Source organism: Pseudomaricurvus albidus (assembly GCF_018863235.1).
GTDB lineage: Bacteria > Pseudomonadota > Gammaproteobacteria > Pseudomonadales > Cellvibrionaceae > Pseudomaricurvus > Pseudomaricurvus albidus.
On sequence record NZ_JAHKRS010000001.1, the window covers coordinates 57508 to 76799 of the forward strand.

Genomic DNA, 19292 nt, shown 5'->3' on the forward strand with positions numbered 1-19292 from the left:
CAACTCAAAAGGAACTGATGTGATCGACCACTCTCTCCCCAGAAAGACACCACTGGAACGCTTTCTCAATCTCTTTACCGAAGTCAGATCCGGTGAAGCCCTTTCGGCGCTGATGCTGGCTCTCAATATTTATTTGATTCTGACGGCGTATTATGTGCTGAAACCCGTGCGAGAAGCGTTGATTCTGGCCGGCGGCGGAGCCGAAATAAAAAGCTATGCCGCGGCCGGACAGGCCATGCTACTGCTGTTGGCCGTGCCGTTTTATGGCTGGCTTGCCAGCAGGGTTTCCCGTCGTTTACTGATCAATGGTGTCACCCTGTTTTTTACCGCCTGTCTGCTGTTATTTTATTTTCTCGCTCAAATAGATACTCCCCTGGGCGTGGTCTTTTTTCTCTGGGTGGGTATTTTCAATTTGATGGTACCCGCGCAATTCTGGGCGTTTGCCAACGATCTTTACACCCCGGACGAGGGGGAGCGACTGTTTGTCATCGTCGCATTCGGCGCATCGCTCGGTGCCGTATCCGGCAGTTATCTGGACCACCTGCTGATTCAATCTCTGGGGGTTTATCAGATGATGCTGGTGGCCGCGGGCATTCTGGTTTTTAGCCTTTTGATCACCAACTTTCTTCAGACTTCCGGCCGCGCTTCTCACGACAAGCTGCCAGCTAAAGACAAGGCTCCGGCAAGCGCGAACAAAGAAGAAGAGCCTCTTAAGCAAGGTGGCAGTTTTGCCATGGTGTTTAACAATCGCTATCTGCTACTGATTGCCCTGCTGATGCTGTTGCTGAACTGGGTGAACACCACCGGCGAATACATCCTCGGACGCACCGTACTCGAAAGCGCCAATCAACTACTGGCCGACAATCCTGACTACCCTCTCACCAAAGAACAAATTATCGGAGAGTTTTATGCAGGCTTTTTCACGGTGGTGAATATCGCCGGACTGGTGCTGCAACTGTTCGTGGTATCGCGGATACTGAAATTTTATGGGGTCCGGGTCGCCCTGATGATTTTGCCCCTGATCGCGCTGGGCGGTTACATCGTAGCCGCGTTCTATCCGGTACTGGCCTATGTCCGCTGGGTGAAAACCGCCGAGAACGCTACCGATTACTCGCTGCAGAATACTGTCAGGCAAGTGCTGTTTTTGCCCACCACCCGGGAGCAAAAGTACAAAGCGAAGCAAGCCATCGACACCTTCTTTGTGCGCGCCGGCGATGTGCTGTCTGCAGTGCTGGTGTTTGCAGGCACCACCTGGCTGGCGCTCTCCACCCAGGGCTTTGCGATGGTGAACATCCTGCTTGTGTGTTTTTGGTTAATCATCGCCCTGCTGATCGGTAAACACTACCGTCGTCTGGTTCCTCACGACGCCGACAAGAGCAGCAGGAAAACAGAAACTTAATATCACCGGCGGGAAAAAATGTCCCGCTGACACTAATAATTCGGGGATTTTCGTCTAATGTCTAACACATGCCTCTAACTTTTCATCCTGATAACTGATAACCCCATGACAGGAAAAACCATGCCGCTTCGATTTCTTGTTTTGCTATTGTCCGTCACTGCTTTACCGGCAATAACAGCCAGCGCCTCCACAGAGCCCCCCGCCAACAAATCCGAAGCGACCTACCGTCAGTGGATACAGGAGATGAAAGAGGCTCCCAGAGGGCCCTTCGAGCGAATCCGCTGGTTTTGCAATGATGGTTCCGTGCTGCCGCCAAAATCCTACGCCTGCGCCTCCCACGGTGGTGGCCGGCAACATGGAGAGTGGAGCAAGCGGACCAAGACACTTCGCGAGAATGGCTACAAGATTGCGACCTTCCTGGCAGACATCAAACCGGAAATCGCGGTCAACCAAACCGATTTCACGAGCGTGTATGGCCAACTGCTGGTCGAGAAATACCTGATCGCTGCAGATGAAGGCTGGATAATGCGCCAGGCCCTGTTTTATCGCGGAGCCATTCAGGAGGAAGGGGAGCGCGCCGGCGCCAAGGACCTGCTGCAATATATGGCCGCACACCCACCGTGGATTGACACTCACTTTCTCAGCCTGAGAACCGGTGCCCGGTTACTGGTCCACGGAGAGGCCACAGCCTCAACCCAAAAGGTCCGGCAGGAATCGGCGGCGCTATCGTCGAAAGACACCGGATTTATGACATTGCGCGCCAAAATTCACGGCGCTCCCGATGCCGAAGATGCCCGGCGGGTTCGCGATTACGCCTCAAACGTGTCCGACCCTGAACTGGCAGAACGCTATCTGGCTCTCGCCGATATGATTGATCAGGTCTATCAGGCTCAGCCCCTCGCTGAAGAGCTGGCGGAGATCAACGAACACTTTTCCGGCGCTCCCTGGCTACAGCAATTACTGGACAACGCAAGAAATCAGCTGCAGAACAGCAACTCCCCATTTCTGCGGTATCAGATTACCGGTCAACTGCTGGCCGACCTGCGCGACAATCTCCCCCGCGTGCGCACCCCCACTGCCCGTTTGCGCATACTGGACCTGGGACTGGATGTTGAAACTGAAAATTTTCGCGCCAGCACAGACCTGCGTGAGACGCTCCCGTCACTGACCCGCCACGAGCGCGTGCAACTGTTAAAGGCAGGGAGCCAGGCAGCTTACGGAGCCGGCCTGATCAAGAAACGGGAGCTGGAAGCCATCCTCAATAGCCTGCAGCCTCTGACTACCGACGAGGTCGATCTCAGTGTTTACCTGAAAGAATTGCGCTATCTGAGCAGAGTGCCGGGCTGGGCAACACAAAACATGCGCTTTTTCTTTTACGACGCCATGCAGAAGCTCGCGCAACTTGAGCCCAAAGCCATTCTGTTTATTCAGGACCAACTGAGAGGCAGCCCACTGCTGTTTTACTCTCAGGTATTGGACACACTGTCGCAGGACAGCAACCGTCTGGCGGGGGTCAAACACACCATTTTTGGCAAGAGTGTCGGCGTGGGTTTTAACGCCCTGAACCCCGGCATTGCCACCGGCGAATTACACGCCAATCCTGATACAGGCAGTATGGATGCCTTCTCACCCAAAGGCATTTACCTGTTACCGGAAACCGTCTCCGACCTGCCGCCCATTGCCGGCATCCTGACCGCAGGGGAAGGCAACCCCCTCTCCCACGTGCAACTGCTGGCTCGCAATCTGGGCATTCCCAATGTGTCGGTGAATGAAGACATGGTGCCATCCCTGCGACAGCACGATGGAGAGCAGATCGTTATGGCTGTCAGCCCCTCAGGACTGGTGGAGCTGTCACCTTACGATGACGAATGGCAGCAGCGGCTTGCCGATAGCGGCTCCGCCTCCTCAGTGGTGATCCGGCCCGATGTCGACAAACTGGATCTCTCGGTTCGGGAATTTCTCAATCTCGATGACCTTCGCGCCCGGGACTCCGGCCGTACCGTAGGCCCCAAAGCGGCGAAGCTCGGCGAGCTGCGCCACGCGTTCCCGCAGGCGGTCGCCCCCGGCGTGGCCATCCCCTTCGGGATCTTCAAAGCCGAAGTGCTGGATCAGCCTTACCCCAAATCGAACCAAACCATTTACCAATGGATGGTCGGCCAGTATCGCGCACTGGAGCGCCTGCCCGAGAATTCGTCACAGCGACAGCGCCTGGCTGAAAGATTTCGCCGTGAGCTGTATGAGCTGATCATCAACACCAAACCCAGTGAGGGTTTCCGCACCCAGCTCGCCAGTGCCATGCAAGACACCTTCGGCTCTGAAGACACCGGAGTGTTTGTCCGCTCCGACACCAATGTGGAGGATCTTCCCGGCTTTACCGGTGCTGGCCTCAATCTCACCCTGCCCAATGTGGTGGGCTTCGATGCCTTGATGCAGGCCATCGGAAAGGTCTGGGCCTCGCCGTTTACCGAGCGCGCCTTCGCCTGGAGACAATCTCATATGGAGAGCCCGGAACACGTGTACACCTCCATCCTGCTGCTGAAAGCCGTACCCTCTGACAAATCCGGCGTGCTGGTCACTCAGGATCTGGACACGGGCGACCTGCAAACCATCTCGGTCGCCGTCAATGAAGGCCTCGGTGGAGCCGTGGACGGGCAAGCGGCTGAATCCCTGCGCATTGATACCCGCAACGGCTCAGTCAGAGTGATGGCCACCGCAACCGCACCGGTGCGCAGAGTACTGGCGGAAAAGGGCGGCATCCTCAAGCTGCCCGCGTCCGGCGCCGACACCGTACTGACACCGGCCGAGATTGAACGGCTGATTGTTTTCGCCCGCGACGAGCTGCCCGTGAAATTCCCTCCCATTACCGACGACGACGGCAACCCGGCAGCCGCGGATGTGGAGTTTGGTTTTCTCGATGGACAGCTTCGGCTGTTTCAGATTCGTCCGTTTCTGGAGAGCAAGGGCGCGCAGAGCAACACCTATCTCCAGCAGATGGACAAGACGCTTAATTCCACTCAGGGTCGTACCGTGAACCTTCAGGAGGCACCTCAATGATCAGTAAAACTCTCTCGCGGGTATCGCTGTTACTCATCACCTGCTGTTCGCCACTGACATTACAAGCCTACCCACTCGACGGTTATGAAGAGACCGGTATACGACGTCTTGAAGCCTCACGGCGGGCAACCGAAGGCCTGATGCCTGGCCCCAAGCAGCCACCCGGTGCCCTGCTGCCACTGGCAGAAGTTGGCCCGCGCTTGCTGGACATGAAATCACTCACCATCCCCGAAGAGGACCCTGAGTTTACCCGCCAGATCACTGCCCTGCTCGGCAGTAACGCCAGCGCCTATGGTATTGCCGTCCTCGACCTGTCCGATCCGGACAACCCGCGCTATGCCGAGCATCGGGACAATTACAAACAGAATGTCGGCAGCGTTGGCAAGCTGGCGGTAGTACTGGCGATTTTTCAGGCGCTGGCGGACATCTGGCCCGATGTGGAAGATCGCAAACACATTCTGAAAACGGCCATGATCACGGCGGACAGCTTTTCCCATTCGGACCATCACACCGTTCGCCTTTTTGATATGGAAACCGGCACCCTCACCCGTCGCCCCATTCAGGATGGCGACACCGCCTCTGTTTACGAGTATCTGGACTGGATGGTTTCGCCAAGCTCAAATTCCGCCGCCGGCATGTTGATGCGTGACGCCATGCTGATGCGTCAGTTTGGAGAGCGTTATCCCGTACCGGAAGCGGAAATTCACGAGTTTTTCGCCACCACCCCCAAAAAAGAACTGACTGAACTGTACCGCAAAACGTTTTACGAACCTCTGGAGCGAAACGGTTTCGATCTGGAGCAGTTTCGGCAGGGCAGTTTTTTTACCCGTCAGGGTAAAGCGAATGTTCCCGGAGCCGGCAACAGTTACGCAACCGCACGTCAGCTGATGCGCTATGGCTTGTTGATGGAACAGGGGCAACTGGTTGACGAATTTTCCAGCCGCGAAATCAAGCGTTTACTCTATGTCACCGAGCGTCGAATCCGCTACTCATCAGCTCCTTCTCTGAATAAATCTGCGGTCTATTTTAAATCCGGCTCGCTCTACAGCTGCAAACAAGAGGAGGGATTTCACTGCGGTAAGTACAAGGGCAATGTTAAAAACTACATGAACTCCTTTGCCATTGTGGAAAGTCCGGCTGGTGAGAGAAAGCTGCATTATCTGGTTATGCTGATATCCAATGTGCTGCGCAAGAACTCCGCCTATGATCATCAGGCACTGGCCAAGGAAATTCACAAAATTATCGAGGCAGCACATCCGGAACCGGCTCCCGCCGCAACTCCCTGACTATAGTCAGACTAGGTCCGGGAGTTTAATCCGCCGAATCCAGCACCAGATCCAGCAAGGGTTCGGCCAGTTTCTGCAGCCATTTCCCACCCTTGGGGTTCTGAACGATACCCACCATGATCACCCGGCGACCCCGGGTTTCCACCAGAGCGACGTCCGCGTGATAATCCCTCCAGGTGCCGGACTTCCGATACACTTTCACCTCCTCCCGACGGCCTCGCAACCCGGCGACAAACTTGTGAGAGATGGCGGGTTTGGAAAGGGTTTCTTTCATACTTCGGTAGAGTTTTTCATCCACCAGACGACCGATCTCCAACAGGTAGAAAAACCGCATCGTCTGGTACACCGTGGCGCCATGAGACAGGCTGTGCAACGGATCCCGTTGATAAGCGCCTTTCTTTGCGTAGGGTTTCCCGACCCAGAGACCACCGTTGTAATCGACATCGTATAAACGCAACGTCTCGGACTTCAGCAGATCGATCAGATATTGCCGGCCAACCAGATCGAGCACTTCGGTGGCCGCCGTATTACTCGACGAGCGAATCATGCGGGTCATCTTGTCTTGCAACTCGGGGGTAAGCTTCAGGTCGCCGGCATGTATTCTGTGGTAGGCCCCTAACAAGATCGCGATCTTGGGCAGACTCGCGGCATACATCATATGATTGGGATTGATGGCAGCGTAACGGGGATTATCGAGATCGGTAATATCCACAACCCCCACCGCAAGGGTCTTGTTATTGGCGTACTGCCACAAACCTTGCTTACGCAACAGATTCATCAGGCCGGTCTGCAATGTCTGATCGGTATGATGCATCAGGTAGGGGGGATCTCGCCGTCTCATGGCCGGTTCTGGCGAGCCGGAAACTGCCTTCTCAGCCCCCACCGCGCAGGGCACCGTCGACAGCATCAACAGCGGTATTAACCACAACACAACCCTACCCGGACTTAACCACACCTTAGCTGTCCTCATCTGATACGGAGCAGACACCTGACCCGGCACCGACATGAATAAAACACAACCCATACCACCGAATTCATACTCTTCACGATAGTCCCTTTCCCGCGGAAACAAAAGCGTAGCTGCGTGCCATAATGAAGAGGCAGCCCTTCTTTTTTTTGGTCTATTATGGGTATTCAAGCTTGGGGACAAGGACGAATGTATGACGCTGGTTAGTCGAATAACAAACAGCAGTCTCTCATCGAGAATTCTCGTTGGTCTGGGGCTGGGGGTCTTCGCGGGTTTGTTTTTCGGAGAGTACGCTCAGGTACTGGAGCCTTTGGGGGACATCTACATTCGCCTGATGCAAATGACGGTGCTGCCCTATCTGATTACCGCACTGATTCTTGCCTTTGGCAGCCTGACACCATCCGGCGCCAAGCGTCTGGCTGCGAAAGGCGTGATACTGCTATTGCTCATCTGGGCCTTTACCTGCCTGGTGCTGCTGATTATTCCCATGACCTTTCCCGATGTGGAAAACGCATCCTTCTACAGCAGCTCACTGGTGGAGCCACACACCCCTATCTCCCTGACCGAAATTTACTTCACATCGAATCTGTTTGATTCACTCTCCCGCAATGTAGTACCCGCGGTGGTGCTGTTCAGCTGTCTTGTGGGCGTGGGACTGATCGCCCTTGAAGACAAGGAAAACCTGCTGTTGCCGCTGCGTACCTGGAATCAGGCGATCATCATTATCACCCGCATGATCATCAGTCTGACTCCTATCGGAGTGTTTGCCATTTCTGCCGCCGCTACCGGCAAAATGGATTTGGAAATGCTGCAAATGCTGGAGGTGTACTTTATCGCCTTTGGCGTTGCCGCCATCCTGTTGGCGTTTGTCATTCTGCCTCTGATGGTCACTGCAGTGACCCCATTCCGCTATCGCGAAGTGGTGGGCATTGCGCACGCGGCACTGCTCACGGCCTTTGTCGCCAACAGTGCTTTTATCGTACTGCCCATATTGGCCGACCGGGCAAAAGTGCTCATGGAACAACACGGGCTGCTGAACAACGATTCAAACTCCGCCGCCGAGGTCCTGGTGCCAGTGATGTTCAACTTTCCCAATGCCGGCAAGCTGCTGACACTGCTGTTTGTGCCTTTTGCCGCCTGGCTGAGTGGTGCGCCCATGGCGTTCAGCGATTTTCCCTCGCTGTTTTCTGCCGGTATTCCCAGCTACTTTGCCAAGGCCCAGATTGCCCTGCCCTTTTTGCTGGACCTGTTCGGCTTGCCGCATGACACCTTTCAGCTCTACATCCCCACCACCATTCTCACCGGCAAATTCGATTCCATGGTCACCGCCATGAACCTGCTGGTGTTTGCTCTGCTGGGCGCCGGCGCCATGGGCGGCTTTCTGGTGTTCAGTCATCGAAGAATTTTATTGTCTCTGCTCATCATTGCCGTCACGTGCCTCATTCTCGTGGTGACCATGCGCGTCTCCTTCTCGTACTTTTTTGAGTTCGAGTACAACATGGATAAAAAACTGACCAACATGCGCCCGGCCACACAGGTCGTGGACACCATCGTACATCGCAGTCTCGACACACTGCCTGCCGACGACGCCGACACAGATGCACTGAGTAAAATTTACGACAGCCAGGGACATGTACACACCAACCTGCTGGAAAAGATTCTGTCCCGCGGAACTCTGCGCATTGGCTATGCTCCGCAGAATCTGCCCATGAGTTTTTTCAACAGTCACGACGAGCTGGTGGGTTTCGATGTGGAGATCGGCCAACAGCTGGCCGCGGCTTTGGGGGTCAAAGCGGAGTTTGTGCCCATCGACTGGAGTGACATGCCCACCATGCTGGAGAGGGGCACTATCGATATCATGCCCGGCATCTGGTATCGCCCCTTCTGGTTTGCCAAACTCAAATTGTCTGAACCCTATTTACAAGGCACCGTCGGACTCGCACTCAAAGACGATCAGCGCAATGAATTCAACACGCTGAAAAAAATCCGTGAGCACGACCAGCTGACCATCGGCATACCCCTGGATCATCAACAGATAGCCAACAGCATGGAATACTACTTCAACGGTGCGAATGTAAACTTTGAGATTCTGGAGTTCTGGCAACCCTTCTTCGAAGGCCAGCATCCAGAACTGGACGCTTTTCTGATGCCGGTGGAAAACGCTTCCGCCTGGACGCTCCTGCATCCGGAATACTCAGTGGTGGTGCCACAGCCTGATCCGGTCAAGATGTCATCCGCCTTTGGACTGCCACTGTACGACACCAGCTTCAGCGAACGGGTCAATGAATGGATTGTCTTCGCCCACAACACAGGCTTGATTGAAGACGCCCACCAATACTGGATTGAAGGCAAGGGCGCTCAAAGCACCAAGCCGCGGTGGTCCATCGTCAGAGATGTATTGCAGTGGGTAGATTAGGACGTTGCTTTTCACCTCATCCACTGAGAAGAAAGCGGCAAGCAAGAAGAATTGACACCCGGAAACGAAAAAAGGCCGATTCTTTTGTCGTTTGACTCAATATTTGTCGACCCGTATGAATCATATATTGTCAAAAACGGTCGAGCTACGTGGATTGAAGCGTCAATAATAGCTTAGATTTTCTTCAAGACAATAACAAATTGTCATGGGATATACAATTTTAAACCATAAAATGACCAAGCTAAGTTACTAATTTAGTTGGTGTTTTTATGCTCTTCTATCGGCACAATGTCAGCCCACTTATTAATCAGTGCGTGCAGTTTCTACAAATGTCTCACTGAGGCACTACACAGGGTTTACGGACAGTGGCCTTTACCCCTATTTTCAAATCATTAGTCCGAAGTAATTTCCTGCCAAAGCCAAGCCATAACTACCAATTATATTCACTCGACATGAAAACTAATTCGGGGGCTCGCAAAATCCACAGACCCCAGGGCACAACCATTACTTAAAGCCCCATTGATGGTAACTAGCGATTGCAGATGCGGGAGATGAATGTTCAGGTAATTGTTTGCCTGCACCTTCGAGCAATCTATAATTGGACCACTACAGAAACACAAGGCAACCATAGTTTTAAAGCTAGCTGACTTGCCTGCTTGGGAAAGTGATTACTACAATGGCTCAATATTGCACTGAAGAGAGAATCTAAAAAACGTGATATCCAGCGCCTTCAAGTATTCATCGATTGCTAGCCAGACGGCCTCTAGCCGGGCAATGCTAAATGTCAGCCACTTAGCCGGAGTACCCCTCAAATCCCCTCTAGATGAAATACTTCTTGTGCAAAGTGGACTCCAACCAGAAGCCTTAGATGCGTTAAAGGATTTTGGGATTTCTCCTATTGAGACAAATTGGATCATCAACTCCCGTACTTTGACCCGTCGCAAACAACGTCAACAACACCTAACTCCATACGAAACCGAGCGCTGGCTACGTGCAGCCAAAATTCTGTCTCTTGCATTAGAAGTGTTTGGAAATAAACAAAAAGCGTCGTCTTGGCTTCACAAGCCAAGAAAACTCTTCGAAAACCAATCGGCTATGGAGATTCTCCACATCGAGGCTGGAGCTCAATTGGTCGAAATGACCCTGAATCAGATTGATGCAGGTTTTATTTCATAAGCCTATGCCGTTCTACAATTGCTCCGAGACAGATGGGATAGAAATTTTAAAATACCTGGCTGTTAGAATAATAAAGTAATTAGGCTCTATACTTGGTCATACTTCTGGAAACCATGAACGAACCTGATCAGGGCAGGTGGATTAATGAAGCTTACCGAAATCAAAGCAAAAGCAAGATAGAAAGTTCATTCATTATATCGCACATAGATGATGATAAGCCTGTTATACTCAACGAGCTTATGGAATATTGCCTTCACCAGTCTTATGAAAGCCACCATTTTCTTTGAATTTACGTGCAGCTTCTCTAAGCTTTTCGTTTATTGGTGGCGGATTCTCCAATGCTTCAAACACTGCATCGGCACCTTCGACTGTAAGCCTGATAGTATGCTCGCGCTCAATAACTTCTCGAGCCTTAGAAGTAAGAGCTTCGACAATGAATTGAGAGAGCGTTTCTCCAGACAGTTCCGCAGCAACACTCACTATTTCATGGAGATCCTTTGAGACTTTAGCAACTAATCGCGTCTTTTTCGGTGCCAACGAGACCATTTATATTTTCTCACATTTCAGATGACTTAACTTCGCGCAATAAGACGAAAATCACTGCCTACGAACAATCACTAAACAGATAAAATTTATCGTTTAAGCACACAACAATCTGTGAAGTCTAAATCTATTAAGCTAATTACCAGACGTTTACACGAGCTCGACTATAGTCCGAACGGCTATTATCCTCGCCCTCCAGATCAACCTTCACTCCAAAACTCAACACCTGCACTCAGGACTCAGGACTCAGGACTCAGGACTCAGGACTCCAACGAATTTTATTATTTATCAATAAACTCATGAACCAAATCCCCAAAGCCATATGTACGAGAAATATAATTAATCCCAGTCGTTATAAAGCTGATGATCTAGTTGGCCTTGCTCTATCCACCTTATTAAGTCGTGAGGCCAGACCAAAGTCCGGCCATTATAGCTTGGGCATGTTTGCCCATACAGCCATTTAATCAAAAGATCAAACTCTCTTGGAGTTAGCAGACGTTCCAGTTCATCTAAAGCAAATCCTCTCTCATCAATAAGATGCAACTTCGACCACCATGAGGGCTCTTTTTTAAACGCATATTCAATCATAGCTATATCCACCCCAAAATAATGAATTTATCAAAAATAATCGGCATATCTAGACTTTTATATTCTATCGTCGATAGGCATTCATATCGAATTGATGTTAGACAGGACATAAATAAAATAAAATTATCGGAAATGTATTACATTTCTAATCTAGCTTTTTTCTAAACTCGCTGGCTGATTGATGTTTCGGACATTAATAAATAAATTCATATCAGAAGTGTTATACAAATACGCGTAAGGGTGTTTTTTATGTTGAATTTTGACAGTTTCTTACCGTAAGGAATATAGTAAAGATACATACTTTATAGAGTAAAGATAATGAAACCATTCGGGTTTTGTCTCTCTAATCTCCGAAGAATTCGTGGCCTTCAACAACAGCAACTGGCCAACATGATCAACCTCTCTCCCTGCTACATTAGCGCTATGGAAAGCGGACAAAAACCTCCACCCAGGCAAGAGATAGTGGACAGCATTATCATTTGCTTAAATTTAGACAATAAAGAAAAACAAGAATTATTAGATGCCGCAGACTGCTCAAAACCTAGCCGTAGAGTGCCCAAGGGAGCTTCACTGCATGAATATAGATTTATTGATGACTTATGGCGAAGGCTTGGAACGTTAAGTGAACATGAAACTCTAGCTATGTCATATCTTTTAAAAATAAATGGAAAAGATAAAGGAGGTGATTATCGATAGGATTATTTGAAATGAGAATAAAAAGGGGATAAACCAGAAGCTCATCCCGCTTTAAGGTGGTAATAAATACGTTTCGCACCGTTAGTATTGCTCCTTACAAGCTATAGGTCAAGGTTTCTCTGGACACGATCCCCTTCACTGTAAATTTTATTACCGAAATTGGTAAGGATATTGGGCGCTCTAAAGTCTAGTCAAAACGCTAGATTTTAGTGACCAGCCTAACTAAAGGTTCTCTACGCATATCGTTTGATCGAGCTTTTAGTCTCAGGACTCCTTTTTATAGATGCGGAGGATATAAAATGATCATTAATCGAAACTCATTAAAACGTTTGCTCAAAAGTCAAAACATCCCAAGAGCTGGAGTTCAATATGTTTTAGATATCTATGACAGCAATACTCCTAGCCGCCGTCCTTCGGGGAACCATATGTCAGTCCACGATACAATTGCATCTCGTAAAATGATGTGGACACAAAACTCAGAAAGTCGATCAGCAGAACTACCATTTCTATTGTCATGCGAATTCAGACATGACGTACTTCTGTATTTTTGCCAGCCAACACCAATTAAAATCAGCTACAGAAATTCAAAAGATAAAAAAGTAACGTATCTTGCCGGTTTAGACTATTTGGTCATCACTAAAAATGCAGTTTTTCTCGTAGAGTGTAAAAAGCAAGAATGGCTTGAAAGCGAAATCTCGAACAACCCAAAGAAATTCCAAAAGACAACCTCAGGTTACATCTATCCACCGGCTGAAGAAGCTGCATCTGAACTAGGTATTAAGGTTATCGTTTCTACAGATAGAGATTTTACCACTTCCTTCACTCGTAATTGCCAGTACTTATTAAATTACATAGACGACTTAAAATATCACAATGAACATGCAACGAAGGAAATACAGAATTCTATTCGCACCAATGGAAATAGAATGAGATTTTCAGAACTCAGTCGTACATTTACTCAAACCCAGATACTTCAGGGAGTATTCCATAAAAAACTATTTGCCGACATCGATTCAGAACTTTTAGTTAATCCTGAATCAGTCTGGATTTATGAGGACATATCCTACTTTAATGGGATAAAGGATTTGAAGAAAGAGAAGCAGCTGATTCCTATAATTAACATTGAAAGCCTGTCCACTGAGACAGCAATATGGTGGGGAGATAAAGAGTTTGAAATACTAAATTTAGTAACTACTCCACGCATTCAGCTAAATATTAGAGATGCAAGCAATAGGATCGTCAGCCTTTCTGAATCTAATATTTATGAACTTTTAGAAAAACAAGAACTTTATATAAAAAAAACTGTTATCAATGACGAGACCAGGCAGTTACTTTTTCGAAAAAAAGCTTATCAGGTTGAAGAAGCAAGAAAAAGACTAGCAATGATTCAAGGACATACGTTGCCCACATTCTCATCGAGAACATTGAGTCGCTATAAGAAAAAAATTAAAACTGCTATGGATCCATTGGTAGCAGTAATGTCGAATAAAGAAAAAAGAGGAAACAGAAACCCAAGACTATCTTCCAGTGTTATAAAATTAATTGATAAATATTTTGAAGAATTACTAAAACCAGCACCCGCCCCTGTTTATCATGTTTGGAAAAGATTTTGGCATGAGTGTAAAAATAGTGGATATTCACCTTGCAGCTATGAAACTTTTAATAAACGATTTAAATCTATTGATAAATACACTAGAACGCTTAAACAGAAAGGATTTAAAGCTGCATACGCTTTAGGGCCAAGACCTAGAGAAATCGATCTAGAATGGGATTTACCGTGTCACGGTGACTATATATTTGAAATCGTACATGCCGACCACACTCCAATCGAAATCAAACTTAAATCAGCGTTAACCGGACAACCATTAGATAAAACATTATATCTATCAACTATGTATGACGGCCATAGCCGTGTCGTTTTGGCTGTACATATTTCATTTGAAGCTCCGAGCTATCGATCAACGATGATGCTCTTACGTGAATGTTACCGTAGATATAAACGATTCCCAATATTTATGGTTGTTGATCACGGACCTGATTTTCAGAGCTGTTATTTTGATTCAACTATGGCCGACCTGGGTATTCATAAGCGCAACCGACCCACTTCTGCATCCCGGCACGGGTCAATAATAGAAAGATGCTTTGGAACAACTGAAACCGAATTCATTCATCATTTATCAGGTAATAAACAGCTACAAAAACTGGGAAGAGGCTTATCTGGCAGCCACAAACCTGACAAGTTTGTTGAAATAACGCCAGATGAATTCGAAATGAGATTGAAAGATTATGCCTATTTACAAAGCCCACATACTAATCGCCGAGGAATATCAGAGACTCCACATGAGCGCTGGAAAAGGTCAGCATCTAAATTCGATGAATTACCTGGAACCAAAGCACTTTCAGAATATCACGTGTACTTGTCGACACTGGCTGAAGCCGATAGAAAGGGTACAAGGATCTTAAATGAAAACCAATTGAATTTTCGAGGATGTAATTACCGACTTAGTAGCAATGTTCCAGGCTATGACGGCAAAAAAGCTTCGATACCAGTCAGATACGACCCATATGACATAACATATGCTTGGGGGCTCATAAATAATCGTTGGGTTCTTTTTAAAGTCGATGACCCCCTTGTAAGAGAGTGTTTTGACAAAGGTATTCGACTTGCTCACATGGAAGTAGCTTCTAGACGCTATCGAGACTCTAAAAGAAAAAGGAATTTAGAGAGCAATAGCCAAAGAATCAAGAAGAACTTAACAGAGAAAGAGTGCTCCGAATTCAATCTTAAAAAATCTTCCATCGGTAACCCTATAATCGATGAGAACCACCTCCTAGACCCACCATCAACCTTCAGTCCTAGTATCAACAACATTCATACGCTTCCTATTTCAACCTATTCCAAAGGTGGCCATGATGAATAAGACAACATTAGAAAGACTCGAAAATAATGTTGTAATAGCCCATAAAAACTTTAAACAGGTTTATGATAAACTTGAAAGATACTTTCAGCATGGTCGCTCGGATGAAGCTATTTGCGTAATCGCGCCTGCTGGAATGGGCAAGACAACTATGGGAGAGCTTCTGATATCAGACTTTCAAAGTAGACAAGATAATGGGTGGATGTCTGATTATGCTCCACCAGTAATGATTGAAATGCCATCGCAATATAACAACGACTTCCCATGGAAGGCATTTATAGAAAGCATTCTAGAAAAACTTGGCGATTGCGGCATGCAATCAAAAGTTGACCTGGATGAAAACGAAGAATTACGAAGAAAAGGCTTTTTCGCTCAAAAAACAACCAGACTAAGTATTGCGAAACTTGAGAAATTACTTCGTGAAAGAATTAAAGCATTTCGACCGATTGTTATTGTATTCGACGAAAGTCAGAACATGGTTGAAGGACTCAGTGAATCTAAAAAACGTGAAAATGTAAACAGAATCAAAAATTGGGCTAATACAATGGAAACTAAGTTTGTTTTCTTTGGAACCCACGGCGCTAAAGGTTTTTTAAATCTTAATGAACAGCTAGCAAGAAGAGTGGTTCCTATATATTTCCCAAGATATAAAAAAAACAATCCAGAAGACTGCAAGCACTTCTTCGACTTCTATGTAAACCTCATAGAAAATTTAGAAATACCAATTGATAAAAATGTCCTAGAGGATTTCGACTTCATATATAACCACACATTAGGATGTCCGGGAATATTATCTTCATGGCTACACAGTAGTATCGCATTCTGCTTAGAAAACAATTTCAGAGAGCTGGAAAAATCAATTTTAGAAGAGTTTAAATTCTCTTTTGATAGACTTTCTATTATTGAAAGAGAGGTAAAGATTTATGAACTTTATTTCGAGTCTACACAACAAGAGTTCTGTCCTAGCCTTGTATGTGTGGATGACATAGGCCAAATGGAACTGATCGAAAACCCTAAAACCAATATACGTCGAGGCAATCGTAAATCAAAGCCAGGAACTCAAAAACCAAGAAGATACCCAGTACATGATACTCAATGTTGATCTTGTCCCAAAACTTGCAACTGTGGATATTGAGATAAACGAATCTCAATATCCTTTTTTCTTACCGTTGATACCTTATGGGAATTATACAGGCGATGTAGAATGCATGAGTTCATATCTCTGCCGACAAGCTGAAGAGTGTATGATGCTATCTCACCCTTACTCTCGTAAACTAATAGAAAAGTATGTCTTACCTTCACATGCAGCCAAAACAAATAAACTTGCTTCTATGGGGTATCATGCGTGCAATGGATTTGGAGTTATGGCTGGTCGGTACATCGAAGCAATTACTACAGCAACAAATAACTCTATTGACGGAAGATATCTGACAGTGAAACCTCTTGAATACTTGAGTTCTAAATGCTCAAGAGGATTCCTATTGGATCACATTTCATGGTGTAACGAGTGTTGGAAAGAAGATGTAGCTTCTGGAAGAACACCTTACACACGCTTGTATTGGCTGTTTAGCCTGTCGAAAGTATGCACTTTACATCACAGCAGACTCAAGAAATCGTGCTCACGCTGTGGAGCGCTAAAACCTGTTTACGCCCCTTTTCCGCGTCAATGGATCTGTGACAGCTGCGGGCACTCTCTTATTGAAGAGACTCCAGAGAAAGGTTCGACAGAAGCATCTCCAAAGGATCTATGGTTAACACACTCTATTTACAAATTGATAGAGAGAGTGTGGAGTGAAAAGACGCTCTTAAACAGCAATCAAGCCAAAATCAGCATACTCCGACTGCTTGAAAGCTTTTCTATGACTTTACAAACATTTTGTGAGAGATTGAATATAAATCCAATAACAATATCAAGATTTGTCGATGGTGGTGGACGGCCTTACTTCCCTACACTTATAGATATTTGCTATAAATTAGACATTCCTTTGGACAACTTCTTGTTTGATAGTGACAATTTAACTGCACCTGAAAATTGGCGAAGCTCTCCCTGCCCTCACTTTTATAAATCTCCAAAAATCACAGAGTTTCGAAAGAAAAAAATTAAAGAGTCTCTTAATAATGTACTAACAGAAAATCCCTATCCACCTATAAATGTTAGCAGTTTATCGTGCCTTCATCATATCAGCTACAACCAGCTAAATTATCACTTCCCAGAAGAGTATCGGATGTTAAGAGAACGTTATACAGCATGGGAAATAGAGCAAAGAGAACATAGGCGCTCCGAACGTTTAGATAATTTAACCAGAAGTGTTCTCAGCTTGGTAAAAAAGGATACTTACCCAAGCGACAGGAAGCTAAGAGATCTGAAGCTAGTTCCTGCCAGTGACCTTAGACGCGACGATGTAAAATCATTATTGAGATCACTCCAGAAGAAATATGCTAATTTAGAGCAGTCTAATCGTAACTGTTTTTAAAAAATACAGATAGCCTCAACAAGTTATCAAAAATTATTTTTATAAATTAATGACAGAACCTCGCCGAAAGTTAGGATTATTATCTTAATCATTTCCTCTAGGGCTACAAAATATTATCGTCTCTAAAACTTTATAATTTGAGCTGTTATGCATAAATATCTCGGTTGATATTTTTTTGATAATTTCAGTTTAGGGGAAACTGACACTTCCAATATCTCTTTCGTGTCGATCATTCTGACTGCCCGATTTCAGTGCTCTACTAAACATTCGTAGTGCTCTTTCGGTGCCTTTCCCGATATAATCAGCGAGCCTCCTGAGGATGCTCTGAAGAACATTAAACAGTTGCCTTTGTGCCATTAACGGACGGTGGGACGCCCAATATAGTGTGTCTACAACTAGCGGGTAACTCGGACAGCTAACGCCTTTAGTAGAAGTGCTCGGGACTTTGCCCATTTTGGCGAAGCCACAAAGCCCAAACTGTCATCCATTAAACCCGAACAGCTCAGAGATATCAGTGACTTACTGGCTGTTCGTAACCAGTGCCTCGATATGAGCACCATGCAAAAACCGTCTGAAGCGCATGCCAAAAACGTTCACAAACCCATTCAAACTATCCTGAACACCATCAAAAAAGAAATCGATGGAATCGACCGGAAACTCGAAAAACTCATTAACAGTATCGCCGAGTGGCGTCAGAAGCGCGACCTGCTCTTAAGTGCCAAGGGTGTTGGGAACGTCCTAGCCTACATACTGATGAGTGAGCTGCCAAAACTCGTCACTCTCCGCCGAAAACAGATCGCAGCCCTTGTCGGAGTGACTTCAATGAACCGAGACAGTGGTGTATTCGAAGGCAAGCGATACATTTGTGGCGGGCGGCACAAAATCCGATCTGTTCTGTTTGTATCAATAATCTCAGCGATTCACTGGTCAGAGTGAATACCTGTTTCCGAGTGATATTGATCCGCATAAGCACACCAATGCCTCTACAGCCAATGGCGCATTAAAGCGTATGGGCTTTCATGGACGATTGACGGCGCATGGCATGCTTCGTTGGCATCACTCAAAAGTCCTTAAAGATAGAGCCCGTGTTAATCATATTGCTAGGATTAATTAGTTTTCGATACCATAAGCTAGCAACAGTTTACCGTACTCGCTTAGATTGAAAATTGTTCCAGATCGAATTGGTGTTTCACTCATATCACCTCCATCAATACCACCGGATGTTAAGACACCTGCTGCCATTAACGATTCAGCAATTGGTCGAAGGTCATCCGTTTGAGGTCCATCTTCGAATCGAGGTAAAAGCAATAAGTCTTGAAGGTAACAGTTATTAACAATTGCGCACGACCTAAATATTTTTTCAGCGGAACTTGGTTTTTAACTGCTGCAACAAAGAGCCTTCCAATATTTTTTGGCTTTTCAGTGTCATCAGTTCTATCAAGAAGTAGAGCTATTGTTTCGCCAAGTCGAAGTAAATCTTCTTCAGATTCAAACTGGTTAGTGAAACCAGCTCTTTCTTCAGCTGTTGTTGCCGCCACTTCATTGATAAATCTAGCAATCTTTCTTAAGAAAAGTGTATTTCGTATGTCTCTCCCAGCTTTCAGTGCTCCATAAATAGAACTGAGAACTGGAATTTCTTTTAAGACCCCATCCGCAAGCTGCGAGTCAATAATTCCCTCACTTGCTTCTACCACCACATCCGCTAGGGACTCAGGCAAAGGAGCGCTTGTATTTATCGAAGAGTTAGTTTTTTTCATAAAACTCTAGCCCCCGCA

The 19292-nt window shown here is 46.8% G+C and carries 14 protein-coding genes; 10 read left to right on the plus strand and 4 right to left on the minus strand.

Features of this window, described 5'->3' with window-relative positions; all coding sequences use genetic code 11:
• The first annotated feature begins 19 nt into the window (after positions 1-19).
• The 3 genes from KOI40_RS00295 (at position 20) to KOI40_RS00305 (ending at position 5739) form a co-directional block, all read left to right on the plus strand.
• Positions 20-1399: an NTP/NDP exchange transporter gene (locus KOI40_RS00295; protein WP_216095439.1), complete on the plus strand. Its 1380-nt coding sequence runs from the start codon at positions 20-22 to the stop codon at positions 1397-1399.
• A 120-nt stretch (positions 1400-1519) separates the two neighbouring features.
• Positions 1520-4453 carry a PEP/pyruvate-binding domain-containing protein gene (locus KOI40_RS00300; RefSeq protein WP_216095440.1) on the plus strand — a complete coding sequence of 978 codons (2934 nt, stop codon included), beginning with the start codon at positions 1520-1522 and terminating at the stop codon, positions 4451-4453.
• A complete protein-coding gene (locus KOI40_RS00305) occupies positions 4450-5739 on the plus strand; it encodes a serine hydrolase (protein WP_216095441.1) in 1290 nt (429 codons plus the stop codon). The genes KOI40_RS00300 and KOI40_RS00305 overlap by 4 nt, the downstream gene beginning before the upstream one ends.
• A 25-nt stretch (positions 5740-5764) precedes the next feature.
• Here the strand turns inward: KOI40_RS00305 and KOI40_RS00310 are convergent, their stop codons facing one another.
• Positions 5765-6670: a serine hydrolase gene (locus tag KOI40_RS00310; protein ID WP_216095442.1), complete on the minus strand. Its 906-nt coding sequence runs from the start codon at positions 6668-6670 to the stop codon at positions 5765-5767.
• Positions 6671-6899: 229 nt separating this feature from the next.
• Here KOI40_RS00310 and KOI40_RS00315 point away from each other — a divergent pair, with 229 nt between their 5' ends.
• The gene (locus tag KOI40_RS00315; RefSeq protein WP_216095443.1) at positions 6900-9122 is read left to right on the plus strand and encodes a cation:dicarboxylate symporter family transporter; all 2223 of its coding nucleotides are present in this window, start codon (positions 6900-6902) and stop codon (positions 9120-9122) included.
• A 774-nt stretch (positions 9123-9896) separates the two neighbouring features.
• On the plus strand, positions 9897-10298 hold the full coding sequence (locus tag KOI40_RS00320) for an Xre family toxin-antitoxin system antitoxin (RefSeq protein WP_216095444.1): 402 nt from the start codon (positions 9897-9899) through the stop codon (positions 10296-10298).
• 237 nt (positions 10299-10535) lie between these two features.
• On the opposite strand, the gene KOI40_RS00325 is transcribed toward KOI40_RS00320, so the two are convergent.
• Both KOI40_RS00325 and KOI40_RS00330 read right to left on the minus strand, forming a co-directional pair.
• Positions 10536-10844 carry a type II toxin-antitoxin system TacA family antitoxin gene (locus tag KOI40_RS00325; RefSeq protein WP_216095445.1) on the minus strand — a complete coding sequence of 103 codons (309 nt, stop codon included), beginning with the start codon at positions 10842-10844 and terminating at the stop codon, positions 10536-10538.
• A gap of 336 nt (positions 10845-11180) precedes the next feature.
• Positions 11181-11429, minus strand: coding sequence for a hypothetical protein (locus KOI40_RS00330; RefSeq protein ID WP_216095446.1), 249 nt, complete (start codon positions 11427-11429; stop codon positions 11181-11183).
• 318 nt (positions 11430-11747) lie between these two features.
• On the opposite strand from KOI40_RS00330, the gene KOI40_RS18540 reads away from it, so the two are divergent.
• From KOI40_RS18540 to KOI40_RS18690, 5 genes are all read left to right on the plus strand, one after another.
• Entirely contained in the window at positions 11748-12125 is a 378-nt protein-coding gene (locus tag KOI40_RS18540) for a helix-turn-helix domain-containing protein (protein ID WP_216095447.1), read from the plus strand.
• Positions 12126-12424: 299 nt separating this feature from the next.
• A complete protein-coding gene (locus tag KOI40_RS00340) occupies positions 12425-15046 on the plus strand; it encodes a TnsB C-terminal domain-containing protein (RefSeq protein ID WP_216095448.1) in 2622 nt (873 codons plus the stop codon).
• Positions 15039-16145, plus strand: a complete 1107-nt coding sequence (locus KOI40_RS00345) for a TniB family NTP-binding protein (protein WP_216095449.1) — start codon at positions 15039-15041, stop codon at positions 16143-16145. The genes KOI40_RS00340 and KOI40_RS00345 overlap by 8 nt, the downstream gene beginning before the upstream one ends.
• The gene (locus tag KOI40_RS00350) at positions 16129-17517 is read left to right on the plus strand and encodes a TniQ family protein (RefSeq protein ID WP_216095450.1); all 1389 of its coding nucleotides are present in this window, start codon (positions 16129-16131) and stop codon (positions 17515-17517) included. Before KOI40_RS00345 ends, KOI40_RS00350 begins: the two co-directional genes overlap by 17 nt.
• A 549-nt stretch (positions 17518-18066) precedes the next feature.
• Complete coding sequence (locus KOI40_RS18690; protein ID WP_216095451.1) at positions 18067-18453, plus strand: transposase; 387 nt, start codon at positions 18067-18069, stop codon at positions 18451-18453.
• A gap of 305 nt (positions 18454-18758) precedes the next feature.
• Here the strand turns inward: KOI40_RS18690 and KOI40_RS00360 are convergent, their stop codons facing one another.
• The gene (locus KOI40_RS00360; protein ID WP_216095452.1) at positions 18759-19274 is read right to left on the minus strand and encodes a hypothetical protein; all 516 of its coding nucleotides are present in this window, start codon (positions 19272-19274) and stop codon (positions 18759-18761) included.
• Positions 19275-19292 lie beyond the last annotated feature (18 nt).